Annotated in this window: 13 protein-coding genes; 7 read left to right on the top strand and 6 right to left on the bottom strand. The window is 68.3% G+C overall.

All coding sequences use genetic code 11. The features are described from left to right. Positions 1 to 224: 224 nt before the first annotated feature. Positions 225 to 665 (top strand): hypothetical protein, encoded by a 441-nt coding sequence (locus tag ITJ62_RS03565; protein WP_159877064.1) that lies wholly within the window; start codon positions 225 to 227, stop codon positions 663 to 665. Between the two features lie 436 nt (positions 666 to 1,101). Here ITJ62_RS03565 and ITJ62_RS03560 read toward each other — a convergent pair whose 3' ends face one another. Then, positions 1,102 to 1,830 (bottom strand): potassium channel family protein, encoded by a 729-nt coding sequence (locus ITJ62_RS03560; RefSeq protein ID WP_194599714.1) that lies wholly within the window; start codon positions 1,828 to 1,830, stop codon positions 1,102 to 1,104. Positions 1,831 to 1,966: 136 nt separating this feature from the next. Further along, positions 1,967 to 2,569: a bifunctional 2-polyprenyl-6-hydroxyphenol methylase/3-demethylubiquinol 3-O-methyltransferase UbiG gene (locus tag ITJ62_RS03555; protein ID WP_194599713.1), complete on the bottom strand. Its 603-nt coding sequence runs from the start codon at positions 2,567 to 2,569 to the stop codon at positions 1,967 to 1,969. Here ITJ62_RS03555 and ITJ62_RS19270 point away from each other — a divergent pair. From ITJ62_RS19270 to ITJ62_RS03530, 5 genes are all read left to right on the top strand, one after another. After that, the gene (locus ITJ62_RS19270) at positions 2,532 to 3,107 is read left to right on the top strand and encodes an HIT family protein (protein WP_370581800.1); all 576 of its coding nucleotides are present in this window, start codon (positions 2,532 to 2,534) and stop codon (positions 3,105 to 3,107) included. The genes ITJ62_RS03555 and ITJ62_RS19270 overlap by 38 nt on opposite strands. Positions 3,108 to 3,134: 27 nt before the next feature. Then, positions 3,135 to 3,749: a hypothetical protein gene (locus ITJ62_RS03545; RefSeq protein WP_194599711.1), complete on the top strand. Its 615-nt coding sequence runs from the start codon at positions 3,135 to 3,137 to the stop codon at positions 3,747 to 3,749. Between the two features lie 149 nt (positions 3,750 to 3,898). Continuing rightward, positions 3,899 to 4,942, top strand: a complete 1,044-nt coding sequence (locus ITJ62_RS03540; protein WP_370581799.1) for an ABC transporter substrate-binding protein — start codon at positions 3,899 to 3,901, stop codon at positions 4,940 to 4,942. A gap of 11 nt (positions 4,943 to 4,953) precedes the next feature. Beyond that, positions 4,954 to 6,030, top strand: coding sequence for a FecCD family ABC transporter permease (locus ITJ62_RS03535; RefSeq protein WP_370581798.1), 1,077 nt, complete (start codon positions 4,954 to 4,956; stop codon positions 6,028 to 6,030). A gap of 55 nt (positions 6,031 to 6,085) precedes the next feature. Next, entirely contained in the window at positions 6,086 to 6,847 is a 762-nt protein-coding gene (locus ITJ62_RS03530; protein WP_194599710.1) for an ABC transporter ATP-binding protein, read from the top strand. Positions 6,848 to 6,893: 46 nt separating this feature from the next. Here ITJ62_RS03530 and ITJ62_RS03525 read toward each other — a convergent pair whose 3' ends face one another. Beyond that, on the bottom strand, positions 6,894 to 7,337 hold the full coding sequence (locus ITJ62_RS03525) for an META domain-containing protein (protein WP_194599709.1): 444 nt from the start codon (positions 7,335 to 7,337) through the stop codon (positions 6,894 to 6,896). Positions 7,338 to 7,528: 191 nt separating this feature from the next. Here ITJ62_RS03525 and ITJ62_RS03520 point away from each other — a divergent pair, with 191 nt between their 5' ends. After that, complete coding sequence (locus ITJ62_RS03520; RefSeq protein ID WP_194599708.1) at positions 7,529 to 8,536, top strand: glycosyl hydrolase; 1,008 nt, start codon at positions 7,529 to 7,531, stop codon at positions 8,534 to 8,536. Positions 8,537 to 8,598: 62 nt separating this feature from the next. Here the strand turns inward: ITJ62_RS03520 and ITJ62_RS03515 are convergent, their stop codons facing one another. The 3 genes from ITJ62_RS03515 to ITJ62_RS03505 are packed head-to-tail and all read right to left on the bottom strand — an operon-like array spanning position 8,599 to position 13,598. Next, positions 8,599 to 9,507: a PhzF family phenazine biosynthesis protein gene (locus ITJ62_RS03515; protein ID WP_194599707.1), complete on the bottom strand. Its 909-nt coding sequence runs from the start codon at positions 9,505 to 9,507 to the stop codon at positions 8,599 to 8,601. Positions 9,508 to 9,516: 9 nt separating this feature from the next. After that, positions 9,517 to 11,694 (bottom strand): alpha-galactosidase, encoded by a 2,178-nt coding sequence (locus tag ITJ62_RS03510; RefSeq protein ID WP_194599706.1) that lies wholly within the window; start codon positions 11,692 to 11,694, stop codon positions 9,517 to 9,519. After that, the gene (locus tag ITJ62_RS03505) at positions 11,691 to 13,598 is read right to left on the bottom strand and encodes a heparinase II/III family protein (RefSeq protein ID WP_194599705.1); all 1,908 of its coding nucleotides are present in this window, start codon (positions 13,596 to 13,598) and stop codon (positions 11,691 to 11,693) included. Before ITJ62_RS03505 ends, ITJ62_RS03510 begins: the two co-directional genes overlap by 4 nt. Positions 13,599 to 13,602: the final 4 nt, after the last annotated feature.

The raw sequence follows: 13,602 nt of genomic DNA, 5'->3' as shown, positions 1-13,602 counted from the left end.
ATGGACTGATATGGGTTGGCAGAAGAAGCAAATTTTGCGAGACATCTTGATTGGTTCGGCTTCTGTGATTGTCTGCGTGGGGATATCGTTCCTTCTCGTCTCTAGCTGGCTTCCGGGGCTTCCGATAGGGGTGCTGCTGGGATTGGTGCTACAGCTGATCTTTAGGTACCGGTCGACGAAAAAGTCCCAGCGGTCAGAATAGTTCACACTCAAAGGAGAATGTTGTGTTCACAACTCTGAAAGGCAAGCTCGCGGGATTCGCGCTCGTTGCCGCTCTTGGCGTAGCTGCACCCGTCGCCGTGGCTTCATCTGCCTCGGCAGAAGACTGTGATCCTGGCGCCCGACACGACATCTGGGCGACTCCTGATGCCGCGTACGATGCTGTCACGCTCAACGCATGCTCGGCTCGAATCCTCTCCGATGAGTACGGGGCGAGCAGCGGCTACACGGGAGTCGTGGGGCTCATCACTTCATGGATTCCGGGGATCCCTGCGAAGACGGCCTCCGGACTCTTCGGCGTCAAGTCTGTCTCTGATTTCTTCGTCGGGAACGGGCTCGCTTCCTGCTCGAACAATTTCACGACGACTGTCAAGGTGACATTCGCAAATGGCTCGTTTGCCGGCTGTGAAGCTGGTTCTCTGGGCAATGGTGGCGGGATGCGGTAGATATCACCGGACTGGAAATGTTGTCTCTGCCGTAACTGAGCTTCTCAGAGGGGCGTCGTGGAATCTCCGCGGCGTCCCTCCAGCTTTGTTCAGGTCGCCCAGCAAGCGAGGCGTTGCGTTGCTCGAGGTAGCGGTCGATCGAGTTTCGACTGAACGAGCCGATGGGGGCTCGGTCGTTGAGTTCGGGCCAAGCGTTCGGGTTCGTAGCAGCGATCTCGTGGAGACCTTTACGTACGGACAACTCGTCGAGCACCCGACGCAACCATGAAGTCATCGTCCGCGGCGAGCATGGCGAAGATCTCTTCTGGGGGGCTCGCGAGAAGTCAGGTTCCAGCGGACGCTGGGGTCTGGGTCGCGCGCTTGGCGGCGCCACTCTTCAAGTTGCTCTGGGTTAGTCATACTTCGCGCTTTCAGAAGGAACGTACTGGGTCTGCAATTACTTCGATGATGCGCCGTCCGGAAGTGTCTCGCGCACTTTCCCTTCCATGAGCTGCCGAAGCGACGCGATCTCGGTCGTGAGTGCTTCGATGTGCGCAGTGGTGATCGCTTCGGATACGGCCTCCCTTTGCTCGACGCGTTCGACGATCCATGAGGCAAGGGTGGCAGTGACGACACCGATAAGGGCGATCCCGCCGATCATGACTCCGACGGCAACGAGCTGTCCGGTGTACGTCACGGGGAAGTAGTCGCCGTAGCCGACGGTGGTGATGGTGACGAATGCCCACCAGAGGGCTTGGCCAAGTGTCTGGATCGAGCCGTCGCCGCCGCGTTCAGCATCAAGGACCGCAAGACCTGCGACGTACACCAGGAGCGTGGATGCGCCGGCGGCATAGATGATGACCCGTCCTCGGAAGGCGGCGCCGGCGGTCCGGTTCAGGATCGCCAGGAGCGTGACGAGCCGGAGCAGGCGCAACGGCCGGAGCATCGGGAGGACGACGATCGCGAGGTCGAGAAGGTGGGTGTAGAACCATCGCCATCGCGGCCTCGCGAGCACGAGATTGACGACGTAGTCGGCCACGAAGACAACCCACGTCGCCGCGATGATGGCCTCGGCGACGCTTCCGCCGGGTTCGGCGATCACCTCGTATGAGTACGCCGCGAGGAAGACGACCGCAGCGATCGCGAGGGGCCATTCAGTGAGCTTCTGCCAACGTGCCTGGGTCATGCCGTGAGCGTATCTGGAGTAGCGGTCGGCGTTGAGGTGTCCGGCGGACTGTACTGGCGCCGAGCCTTCTTGATAGCGCGCCCGCTGAAGGCTCTCTCACCGGGACAGACGAAGAGTGAGCGGTAGCCGGTTATCGCTAACGGGTCGGCTTCGTCCACACGAGCGCATACCTCCACAGCGGCAGCCGTCGCCATGTTGCTCCCGGCAGGACTCGGGCGGCGCTCCTTCGTACGTCGGCGTAGGTATGCAGTGGTGGTGCAGTCGGCGCGGAGTGTTCCCAGACGCCGAACCGTCGAGCGAGACGTCGATGCTGAATGAGTCCCGCAATGTCGTAAGCATGGTCGAGCAGCCGGGATGATCGGGCCAGACCGATGACAGCGACGGTGCCACCCGGGGCGGTGAGTTCGGCGAGCCGAGTCAGTGTTCTATCGAGGTCGGGCAGGTGGTGGATCGTCGCGACGGAAGCCACCACGTCGAACGAAGCGGGCGTGAGCGGATAGGTCATGACGTCACCCTCGACCCAGGTGACGTCCGACTGCTGGCGACGAGCTGATTCGAGTACCTGAGCGTCAGGATCGATCCCGGTCACCTGAGGCACGAGCTCACGCAGCTCCATCGCCAGGAGTCCGTCTCCGGTACCGACGTCGAGCGCGATGCGTGCTCCGTCCGGCACGACGTCGAGGATGTGCCGGTGGTAGTGGATGTTGTGGTTCCAGCGGACCGCCGGCTCATCTTCCATCGGTCAAGACTGCCCGGTCTCCAGCGACGGCTGCAATCGGTCATTTACCGTGGAAGCCATGTGGTGGTCGGATGGCGAATGGGATGCGCTGACGGCGGCCGAGCAATGCGGCATGTGTGCGGACGCACACTTGCCGACGAACGAGCACAGTGCCCTCATCGCGACAACCGGCACGAGTCACGTACGGCTCGCTCGAAATCAACATCACGCCGGATACAGCCTCGTGATCCTTCGAGAACATGTCGTCGACATGTCGGAACTCCCTCCAGACCAACTCGCGAGGTTTTGGGCAGATGTGCGACGTGCGGCACGAGTCATCGATGAGGTCTCCCGACCGAAGAAGATCGACTATCTCGTCATGGGCCACCGGATGCCCCACCTGCACTGTCACCTGCTCCCTCAGCACGCGCACGACGATCCCCTCAGGAATGTGAACATCGCAGACGGCCCGACGTACCTTTCTCCGGAGGCGTTCGATGCCACGATCGCCGCGCTCCAGCGAGCGTGGGAGTCGTCGGAACCTCCACTCGGTAGATAGCCCTCGACTGCCGCATAACATCGTGGAGTGATCGTTGCGGTTGAGGGTCCGAGTGCTGCCGGCAAGACGACCTGGTGTCGAGCGGCAGCGACGGAGTTCGTCGCTGAGTACCTGCCCACGGGCGACGAACCTGATGGACACGACCCGGAGGCCCAAGCGAGGTACTGGACCGGAGTGAACTGGGATCGCTGGTCGCAAGCGATCGCTCTCGAGCGCCGAGCCGGAGTGGCTCTGTGTGACAGCGATCCCCTCAAGCTGCACTACTCATGGTGCCTGGCTCGCATCGGCGAGGCTTCCGCTACGCGCTTCCTCGCTGAATTGGGTGCTGTCCGTGAGGCGATGCGGCGGCGACAGATCGGATTCGCTGACGCCGTCTTCCTGACCCTTCCTGAGGAAGGAGTCTTGCGGCGCCAGAAGGACAGCGACACGACACGGTCCCGGCGCACCTTCGAGCTGCATGTCCGGCTACGCGGGCCCCTCGAGGAGTGGTATCGCACGGTGGACTACCTCCGTCCCGGCAGCGTGGTCTGGGAGCTACCGCCAACTGGGGTGGCGGATCTCGTGCCAGCGCTGCAGCCCGACGACCGCTACGACGTTGACCTGCTCGATGCGCTCGCATCCCGACTGCCGCAGACCGGCTGACAGCAGACCCTAGTTTCCGATTGTCGATCGTCGCTCGGTGAGCGCGGCCGTCCGATGAGTCGACCGGCGGTGACCGGTCGACGATTCGCGCCTCCAGTCAGGTAAGGCTATCCTTCCTAGGTCCCACCCCCTCGAATGAAGGAGACGACGTGCACCAGCGCGCCGCCATCAGCCTCGTCCTCGCCGCGGCGCTCGCCGTCGGACTGTCCGCCTGCGGCGCGTCCGAAGCGGTGGAGCCCGAATCGACCGCTGCCGCAGGGCAGGGCGCGACCGAATACCCGCTCACGCTCGACAACTGCGGCACCGAGGTCACGATCGACGCCGCACCACAGCGGGTCGTCTCCCTCGACCAGAACTCGACCGAGATCCTGCTGTCCCTCGGTCTCGAGGACCGCATCGTCGGCACCGCCTCCTGGACGGACCCCGTCCTCGACTCACTCGCCGACGCGAACGCCGACGTCCCGCGCCTGGCCGACAACGCGCCCACCTACGAGGTCGTCCTCGGAGCCGACCCGGACTTCGTCACCGCCTCGTTCGGCCGTCACTTCAACGAGGGCGGCGTCGCACCACGCGAGCGGTTCGCCGAGACCGGTGTCGCCAGCTACCTCTCGCCCACCGACTGCGACAACGGGACGAGCATCAACGGTGGCGGAACGCGCACGACGCCGCTCACCATCGACGCGCTCTACCAGGAGATCACCGAGATGGGAGAGGTCTTCGACGTCTCCGACCGTGCTGCCGCGCTCGTCGCCGAGCTGCAGGGTCGCGCCGCGAAGGCGACCGAGGGTGTCGACTTCGACGGCACAACGGTCGCGTTCTGGTTCGCCGACACGAAGACCCCGTACGTCGGCGGCGGGCTCGGATCCGCCGCGCTGCTCGCCTCGACCACCGGGCTCGACAACGTCTTCGGCGAGCTCGAGGACGACTGGCCGGCCACCACCTGGGAGGACCTGGTCGACCGCGACCCGCAGGTCCTCATCCTCGGCGACCTGCAGCGCGACCGGTTCCCCGGCGACCGCCTCGACGACAAGGTCGCGTTCCTGGAGTCCGACCCGCTCACGAAGACCATGGACGCGGTCCGCAACCAGCGGTACATCGCCCTGCACGGCGCCGAGCTGAACCCCTCCATCCGCTTCGTCGACGGCCTCGAGAAGATCAAGGCGTGGTGGGTCGAGCACGAGGACGAGCTCTGAACCCCGACACGGTGACGAGCTCCGAACCGGCGACGAACGGCGACACGGCGCGGCGACCCGCCTCACGCGCACGCCGCGCGACGATCACCGGCCTGCTCGTCCTCGCCGGCGTGGTCCTGCTCCTCGTCTCGGTCGGCGTGGCGATCACGCTCGGACCCGCGGACATCCTGCTCGTGAACGTCCGGGACATCGTCGCGAACCACCTCGGTCTCACCGACATCCCGGTGAAGCTGTCGAAGGACGCGATCGTCTGGGAGGAACGCCTGCCGCGAGCCTTCGTCGCGGCCGCCTGCGGTGCCGGGCTCGGACTCTGCGGCGTCATCATGCAGTCGCTCCTCCGCAATCCGCTGGCCGATCCCTTCATCCTCGGCATCTCCTCCGGTGCGTCGACCGGTGCCGTCGCGATCGGGATCCTCGGACTCGGCGGTGCGTCGATCGGGCTCTCCGGCGGCGCGTTCATCGGCGCGCTCGTCGCCTTCGGACTCGTGCTCCTGCTCTCCCGTCTGTCGGGCGGCGGGACCGACCGGGTCGTGCTGGCGGGCGTCGCCAGCACGCAACTCTTCTCCGCGCTGACCTCGCTGATCATCTTCGCGTTCGCCGACTCGGACGAGACGCGCGGCGTGATGTTCTGGCTGCTCGGCTCGCTCGAGGGCGTGCGCTGGGACGACGTGGCACTCTGTGCGATCGTCGTCGTCGCCGGGTCGGTCCTGTGCCTGCGGTACGCCCATGCGCTCGACGCGTTCGCCTTCGGTGAGGACGTCGCGGCATCGCTCGGCATCCACGTCGCAAGGACGCGGGCGATCCTGCTCATCGCGACGGCGCTCATCACGGCGACGCTGGTGAGCGTCGCGGGGGCGATCGGCTTCGTCGGACTCGTGCTGCCCCACGCCGCCCGCCTGCTCGTCGGGCCCCGTCACGGTCGGCTCATCCCGGCCACGGCGATCATCGGTGCGATCTTCATGGTCTGGGTGGATGCCGGCTCGCGCGTCGCGTTCTCACCGACGCCGCTGCCGGTCGGCGTCGGGACCGCGCTCGTCGGGGTGCCGGTCTTCATCGCACTGCTGGCCCGGAGGAGGAAACGGGCATGAGGTGTTGTAGTGCGGCGGCGCGACGGAACCAGGTCGAGACGTGTGGGAGGCGGGCATGACACTTCACGCCGAGAACGTGTCCTGGAACCGCGGCGGCGCGCTCGTCGTCGACGGCGTGACGCTGCACCCCGAACCGGGACAGACCGTCGGTCTCCTCGGACCGAACGGGTCGGGCAAGTCGTCGCTCCTGCGGGTGCTCCACGGCCTCGTGAAGCCGACCGCCGGACTCGTGACGCTCGACGGTGTCGACCTGGCGTCGGTCGGTCGGCGGCGGATCGCGCGTTCGGTCGCGTCGGTGACGCAGCACGCCGACACCGACGTCGACATCACGGTGCGCGACATCGTTCGCCTCGGCCGGATCCCGCACCGCTCGGGACTCGGCGGTGACACCGCAGCCGACGAGACCGCCGTCGACCGCACCCTCGCCCATGTCGGCCTGCTCGACCAGGCCGGCCGCCTCTGGCGCACCCTCTCCGGAGGCGAACGTCAGCGGGCACAGATCGCGCGGGCCCTCGCTCAGGAGCCACGCGAGCTCCTCCTCGACGAACCGACCAACCACCTCGACATCAGACACCAGCTGGAGCTGCTGGATCTCGTCTGCGCGCTCCCGGTCACGACCGTGATCGCCATCCACGACCTCAACCTCGCCGCGATGTACTGCGACACGGTCGTCGTACTGGGCGCCGGTCGGGTGGTGGCTGCCGGGGCGCCGAGCGAGGTGCTGACCGCGGCGCTCATCGCAGACGTCTACGGCGTGGCGGCCGAGGTGACGCTGGACCCCCGTCGTGGGCATCCCGTCGTCACGTTCACGCGATGATCCCACCCGCTCTGGGCGCCACCTGGCCCGAGCACCGCGGGCTCCCTCACTCCGAGCGCTCGAGCGTCCCGATCTCCGTGCCGCTCTCGTCGAGGACGACGAGGCTCGTGTCGGTCCAGGTGCCGGACGCTCCGCCCGACAACCAGGTGTCGACCCCCTCGCAGGCCATCCGCGTGGACACCAGCGGCGCGAACTCGACCGTGTCGCCGTCGGCCGTCCACGAGCCCATGAGACGGTTGCAGCCGTCGGTCCCCGTCACCTTGCCGTCCTCCGCGAACACCAGTGACGGGGTGTTCTGTGCGTCGGCGTCTCCCCAGACGCCGACGATGCCGACCGCGTCGCCCGACTCGGTGCCAGGCGTGGTGGTCGAGGCGTCGACGCCGCTCTCGGTTCCGGATGCACATCCCGAGAAGGTGAGCGCGAGCACCGCTGCGCCGATGGCAGCGAGGGCCGCGGCGCGCCCCCGGTTCGACCCGTTGCCTGTGAACATGTCCATCCCCTCCGGTGGCCGCCCGGCCGCGACTGGCTCGATGCTAGCGTGTCGGCTCGGGACCGGCGATGGCCGTTTCCCGTGTGGCCGCGTTTAAGCATTAATTTATGAAAGTCCTTGACGGCCGGTGTCCCCGGCCGCGATCCTGGGGTCGCCGCCCTCCGACGACGCAGGGCGAAAGGGAGATGAACATGACATCGCACACCCGTAGGACGCGCATCGCATTGGGCGCCGCACTCGTCCTCGGCCTCGTCGGCTCGGCCGTCGCGCAACCGGTGGACGCCGAGGCGTTCCCGGCGAAGAACAAGGCCACGGTGATCCAATACCTCAAGACGATCGCGGGCACGAGCATCGTTTCGGGCCAACACAACAAGGAACCGGCGAGCCTGCCGGGTCAGTACACCCAGCAGGTGAAGGACATCACCGGACAGTATCCCGGGCTCTGGGGCGGTGACCTCATGTTCCGCGGCCAGGACGCCGCGAACCGCCAGCGCGTGGTCGACCAGGCGAAGACGGAGTGGGCGAACGGTTCGCTCGTCGCCCTCACCTGGCACGCCTGCTCACCGACCGGACCCTCCACCTGCGAGTTCGACGGCGGGGTGAAGACCCAGATCTCGAACGCCCAGTTCACCCAGATCGTGACCGGAGGCACCGCGCTCAACACGACCTGGCGGCAGCGGATGGCCGAGGTGGTGCCCTACCTGCGGCAGCTCAAGGACGCCGGGATCCCCGTCCTCTTCCGTCCCTTCCACGAGATGAACGAGACCTGGAACTGGTGGGGTGGCCGCTCAGGCGCGAACGGTGGCGCGAAGATCTTCCAGCAGATGCGCGACTACTTCGACGCCCAAGGCCTCGACAACCTCATCTGGGTCTGGAACGTCCAGGACAACCCGCAGGGAGGGTGGTCGGGCTACTACCCCGGGAACTCCTACGTCGATGTCGTCTCGCTCGACGTCTGGTACAAGAACTACCCGAGCACCGCCGACTACCAGCAGCTGCAGGCGATCGCCGGGACGAAGCCGATCGCCATCGCGGAGATGGGCAAGGTGCCCGACGCGAACCTGTTGCAGTCCCAGACGCGCTGGTCGTACTTCATGATCTGGTCCGAGCAGTTGCGCGGCAACAACTCGAACACCGAGATCCAGAACACGTACTTCCACCCACGGGTGCTCAACCAGGGCGAGGTGGTGCTGCCCTAGTCGGCGGCGGCGCGAGAAGCTGTCCTGAGTGGGGTGCGGGCGGGTCCGACGATCCGCCCGCATCAGCCGATCGGGCGGGCGGTCCCCGTCACGGTGATGCCGCCGGTTGCCGGGACGTCGACCGTCAGCAGGCTGGGTGCACCGACGTGGTGGCCCTGCCGGATGAGGATCCGAGCCGGCGGGGCGAGGAGACCGAGCGCCCGCAGGTAGCCGCCGAGGGAAGCGGCTGCTGAGCCGGTCGCCGGATCCTCGGTGATGGCACCGACGGGGAAGAGGTTGCGGGCCTCGACGAGCAGGTGGCCGTCCGCGTCGAGGCCGTGATCGTGCACGACCGTGGCGGTCCCCGCCCAACCCTGCTCGTCCATCAGCGTGCGCAGGGCGGTCGGGTCGAAGGTGAAGGCGTCGAAGACCTCCTGCTCCCGGACCGCGACGACCGGGTGCCGGTTACCGGCGAACGACTCACGGAGCGGCCACCGCTCGTCGAGGTCGGAACGCTCGAGCCCGAGCAGTGACAGCAGGCGATCGGCGACCTCGGCGTCGAGCTCGCGCACGGTGGGTTCGACGCTCGTGAACGACGCGGTGATCGAGCGGGTGCCGCCGTTCGTGTCGGCGTCGGCGTCCGCGTCGGACGCGGTCTCGACGACGAGGGGGCCGACGTTCGTCTCCAGCGTGAAGCGTCCGACGCCACGGCGCTCGGCGAGGGCGACGGCTGTCGCGATGGTCGCGTGACCGCAGAACGGCACCTCGGCACCGGGGGAGAAGTAGCGCAGGCGCACGTGGCGGTCGTCGCCACCGATGCCCGGGTCGACCACGAACGCCGTCTCCGGATACGCGACCTCGGTGGCGATCGCCTGCATCTCGGCGTCGGTGAGCGCAGAAGCGTCGAGGACGACACCCGCGGGATTGCCGCCTCCGGGTTCGGCGGCGAAGGCCGTGAGGCGGAGGATCTCGAGAGGTCGCGTGTTCGACATCCGACGATGCTATCCCGCGAGGTCGTCTTCGCCGACGGCGGTGACCTCGACCATCCACGTACGTTCCGGGTGGGACGAAGGGGTCTGGAGACCGGCATGGAGGAGCGACCTGCCGGACGCGACGACGCCGGTCCAGCCCGCGAGCGGACCGTCGACGTCGTCCTCGCCACCGAACCAGGCGGGGACGGTGCGACCACCGGCCGGTTCGCCGATGTGCAGCGGTCGCACCCGGTAGCGGCGCTCCGGGTCGAGACCGCGCAGGGTGAACCGTCCGATCCTGGCCACGTCCGAGCGCCCGAGGAAGGCGAGCGCGTAGAGGGCGCTCGAGCCGTCCGCGGCGACCACGCCGGTGATCTGCAGCGCGTCGTCGACCACGTCCTCACGGATGAGGCGTCCCGTATGCAGCAGCGCGCGCGTCGACCGGTACAGGACGAACCACTCGCGCAGCTCATCGATCTCCGCCGGGGACGCCTGCCGCAGGTCCCACTCGACCCCGAGGTGTCCGAACAGCGCCGTCGCGGCACGGAACGACAGCTCGTGGGACCGGCCCGTCGTGTGCGACCGTCCGGACGCGATGTGCGCACCGAGCCGTTCGAGCGGGACGAGCTGGGCGGTCCAACGGTTGATCTGCTGCCGTTCGAGCGGGTCGCTGCAATCGGAGGCCCAGACCCGGTGGGTCCGTTCGAGGACGCCGAGGTCGACCCGCGAGCCGCCCGAGGAGCATGACTCGATCTCGAGCCCGGGGAAGCGGTTCGCGAGTTCGTCCATCAACCGGTACACGGCCGCGGTCTGGCGATGCACGCCGGCCTGGCCGCCGGGCGCGGAGCCGGCGTCGACGAGGTCGCGGTTCTGGTCCCACTTGACGTAGGCGATGTCGACCTCGCGGAGGATCGCCGTCATCCGCTCCAGGACGTACGCGAACGCCTCGGGCCGACCGAGGTCGAGGACGTACTGGTTCCTGGCTGGGACCGGCAGCCGACCGCCGGTCCGCATGACCCAGTCCGGGTGTTCCCGAGCGAGGTCGGAGTCGAGGTTGACCATCTCCGGTTCGAACCACAGACCGAACTCCATCCCGAGTGCGCGGACCCGATCAACGAGCGGTTGCAACCCATCAGGCCACACTTCCTCGTCGACGAACCAGTCACCGAGCCCGGCCCGGTCGTGCCGTCGACCGCGGAACCAGCCGTCGTCGAGGACGAATCGCTCGATCCCGAGCGACGCGGCGACCTCCGCCAACTCGGTCAGGGCTGCGGCGTCGTGATCGAAGTAGACCGCCTCCCACACGTTGAGGGTGATGGGGCGATCCCGGACCGGATGGCTCGGCAGCGCGCGCAGGTGCTCGTGGAAGAGCGCGGCCTGCGCGTCCAACCCGTCACCGTACGCGCCGTACACCCACGGGCTCGTGTAGGTCTCGCCCGGACCGAGGCGTACCTCGTCGGGCAGGAGCAACTCGCCGCCCCCGATCACCTGGTCGCCGGTCGAGAGCCGTTCCGCGAGGTGCCGCTGGTTGCCACTCCACCCCACGTGGACGCCCCACACCTCACCGCTGGCGAAGCCGAACCCGGGGACGCCCACGTTCAGGACGAGCGGCGCGTCGGGGCCGGTCCGTCCGCGTCGGTCCTCGCGCACCCAGGCGCCGACCCGGAGCGGCGAGCGCTGCGGCGTCCGCTCCTTCCCCCACCTGCCGGCGAGGTCGAGGACCTCGCGGGCGCGAGCCGGTATCGGCAGGGCGAGATGCAGGTCGTCGAGCCGGTAGACGCCGTCGGCGACGTTGCGGAGCGTCGCTCGGACGCGCAGCAGACCGGCCTCGCTCAGCTCGAACTCGATCCGGATCGCCAGTCCCGCCTCGGCGTCCTCGCCGTCGACGGTGACCGTGCGCGAGGTCACCCGTGCCGGCTCCATCGTGAACAGCGGCGACCAGTCGCGTCCATCGCGGCTGCCGGTGATGCCCGGTCGGCCGAGCCAGGCCTCGCTCTGCTCCGGGAGGACCGCGAGGCGGGTCGGGCGGTCGGGTGCGTTCTCCGTGACGAACCGCTCCGCTCCGCGCACGACATCGGCGAGCTCTACATCGTCGAGCGGACCGAGGTCGGCTCCCCAGTGCGCGATCGACGGCAGGTGGCCCTCGCGCAGGTCGATCACGACGCTCACGGCGCGCGATCGCAGGTGGATCAGGTCGTCGGTGGTCATCGTCCGACCTCCGTGTGCGAAGCGGGGCCGAGTCGCAGCGCGTGCACCCCGGCCACCGTCGGGTCCCGTTGCACGAGGCGGATGCGGAAGACGGCGGACCCCCAGACCTCGTGGAGCTTCGGGTCATCGATGTCGATCCGGTCCACCGCCACGTCGAACGCGGGGTCGGTCTCCAGGCGGGCGTCGCCGACCAGGACACCGCGACCATCGGCGACCGGCTCGGTGGCCGTGAGGAACGTCAGCGTCATCCGCAGCGGTTCGGTGAACGCCCAGCGGTCTTCGACGCGGACGGCACCGGCCGCACGGTCGAGCGTCACCGTGCGGTCCAGAGCCGTGAGGTGGGCCTCGGGCGGATACGCACCCAGAAGGGACGTGGTCAGGGCGGAGCGGTCGCCCTCGTCGGAGAACCGTGTCCCGCTCGCCGTGAAGGCACGACCATAGGGTTGCTCGACCCCGGCAGGGAGCGGGACGTTGTGGAAGGCGCTCCGCATGGTCCAGATGCCGTAGCGGGTGTCCGGCATGAAGGTGTCGCGGTGGTACACCCCGACGCCCACGTCGATGAGGACGGGGTCGCCGTCGAGCGAGACGATGACCCCGCCGACGTCGTTGTGGTTGTGGCTGACGTCGTTGTGACCGCCCTTCGCCGCGACCGCCCAGCCGTCCACGCGCCCGGCGTGCTCACGGAACACCGCCACCTCCGTGCCCGGCGCGTACCAGGAGGATGGCATCCCGGGCCGGGCATCACCGGCCGCGGTCCACGCCGGGTCGAGCAGCTCCGCGAGCGTGCGGCGGAACAACGGAGCCAACTGCCCTGAGAAGCCGAGCGGATGCGAGCGTCCCATCCAACGAGCGTGCGCCGCCACCTCGTCGTCGCCCACGCGCTCGCCGAAGCGGGCGAGCAGGTTCCAGGTCGCGTTCGCCGGCAGGCTCGCGGATCCGTCCGAGAAGTTGACCTGCGACGTGGCCGACAGCTGCATGACCATCGGGAACCGGGCCATCGCAGCGATCGGTGGGACCGCGAAGCCGTCGAAGGCACCGTCGGTGAGGTCGCCGAGCAGGTCGAGGGCCTCGAACAGGGTCGCGCCCGCCCACCACCAGTACGTCGCACCCTCGTCGCAGCTCCCGTCCTCGGCGTATCCGGCTCGGAAGCGGTCCAGGACTGCGACCGCTCGGTCCACCGACGCCGCCAGCTCGAGCCGATCGGTCTCGACCACGGCGGAGCACACGAGCACGTTCGAGACGATCCACGGGGCCCAGTTGTTCGGCGGCCCGTCGAGCCCGTGCCAGAAGTCCACCTCGTCGCGCCAGGGGTCCAGGACCCGCCGACGGATCTCGGCATGCACCCGCGCGCGCAGTCCCGGGACGGCGCGCTCCAGGCGCTCCCCGGCGATCGTGTCGATCGCGGCGAGCATCCCGCCGATGTAGGCGTCGGAGAGGTCGAGCACGTCACGGCCGGGGATCGGGAGGAAGGGGCGTTCGCCGGACTCGGGCAGCGCGTAGTGCGAGGGCAGACACCAGGCCGTCAGTTCGCAGAGCCGCCAGACGCGATCACCGAGCTCGCCGACCCAGGCATCGTCTCCGGTGGCGCCGAGCGCGAGCGCCGAGGCTGCGACCGACCCGAGGAGGGCCTGCTGCGCCGTCTCGTACGGGGTCCGGTCGCCCTCCGCGCTATACCTGGCCCAGAGCGACAGGGTCGGCGGGTTGCGGTCCGCCTCCGCGCACCAGCGGTGGGCCGCGTCGACGAGAGACAGGCGGTCGCGCTCAGCGACGCGGCCCCAGGCCTCACGATCGTCGACCGAGGGTCCGACGCTCCAATCCCCGACCCGTAGGGCGCGGCGGGCTCGGTCGTCGAATCGCCCGGCGAAGCTCGTCGTCGGCGTGCTGCGGTCTGTCTCGAGGGTCATGGTC

Source organism: Plantibacter sp. VKM Ac-2876, assembly GCF_015350715.1.
GTDB lineage: Bacteria > Actinomycetota > Actinomycetes > Actinomycetales > Microbacteriaceae > Plantibacter > Plantibacter auratus.
This window is presented reverse-complemented; position numbering and strand designations above follow the sequence as displayed.

What these genes read in the sequence shown, in the direction of transcription:
- ITJ62_RS03560 (WP_194599714.1), bottom strand. Translation starts at nt 1,830, where the DNA reads ATGACCCAGGCACGTTGGCAGAAGCTCACTGAATGGCCCCTCGCGATC.
- ITJ62_RS19270 (WP_370581800.1), top strand. Translation starts at nt 2,532, where the DNA reads ATGTTGTGGTTCCAGCGGACCGCCGGCTCATCTTCCATCGGTCAAGAC.
- ITJ62_RS03555 (WP_194599713.1), bottom strand. Translation starts at nt 2,569, where the DNA reads ATGGAAGATGAGCCGGCGGTCCGCTGGAACCACAACATCCACTACCAC.
- ITJ62_RS03530 (WP_194599710.1), top strand. Translation starts at nt 6,086, where the DNA reads ATGACACTTCACGCCGAGAACGTGTCCTGGAACCGCGGCGGCGCGCTC.
- ITJ62_RS03525 (WP_194599709.1), bottom strand. Translation starts at nt 7,337, where the DNA reads ATGTTCACAGGCAACGGGTCGAACCGGGGGCGCGCCGCGGCCCTCGCT.
- ITJ62_RS03520 (WP_194599708.1), top strand. Translation starts at nt 7,529, where the DNA reads ATGACATCGCACACCCGTAGGACGCGCATCGCATTGGGCGCCGCACTC.
- ITJ62_RS03515 (WP_194599707.1), bottom strand. Translation starts at nt 9,507, where the DNA reads ATGTCGAACACGCGACCTCTCGAGATCCTCCGCCTCACGGCCTTCGCC.
- ITJ62_RS03510 (WP_194599706.1), bottom strand. Translation starts at nt 11,694, where the DNA reads ATGACCACCGACGACCTGATCCACCTGCGATCGCGCGCCGTGAGCGTC.
- ITJ62_RS03505 (WP_194599705.1), bottom strand. Translation starts at nt 13,598, where the DNA reads ATGACCCTCGAGACAGACCGCAGCACGCCGACGACGAGCTTCGCCGGG.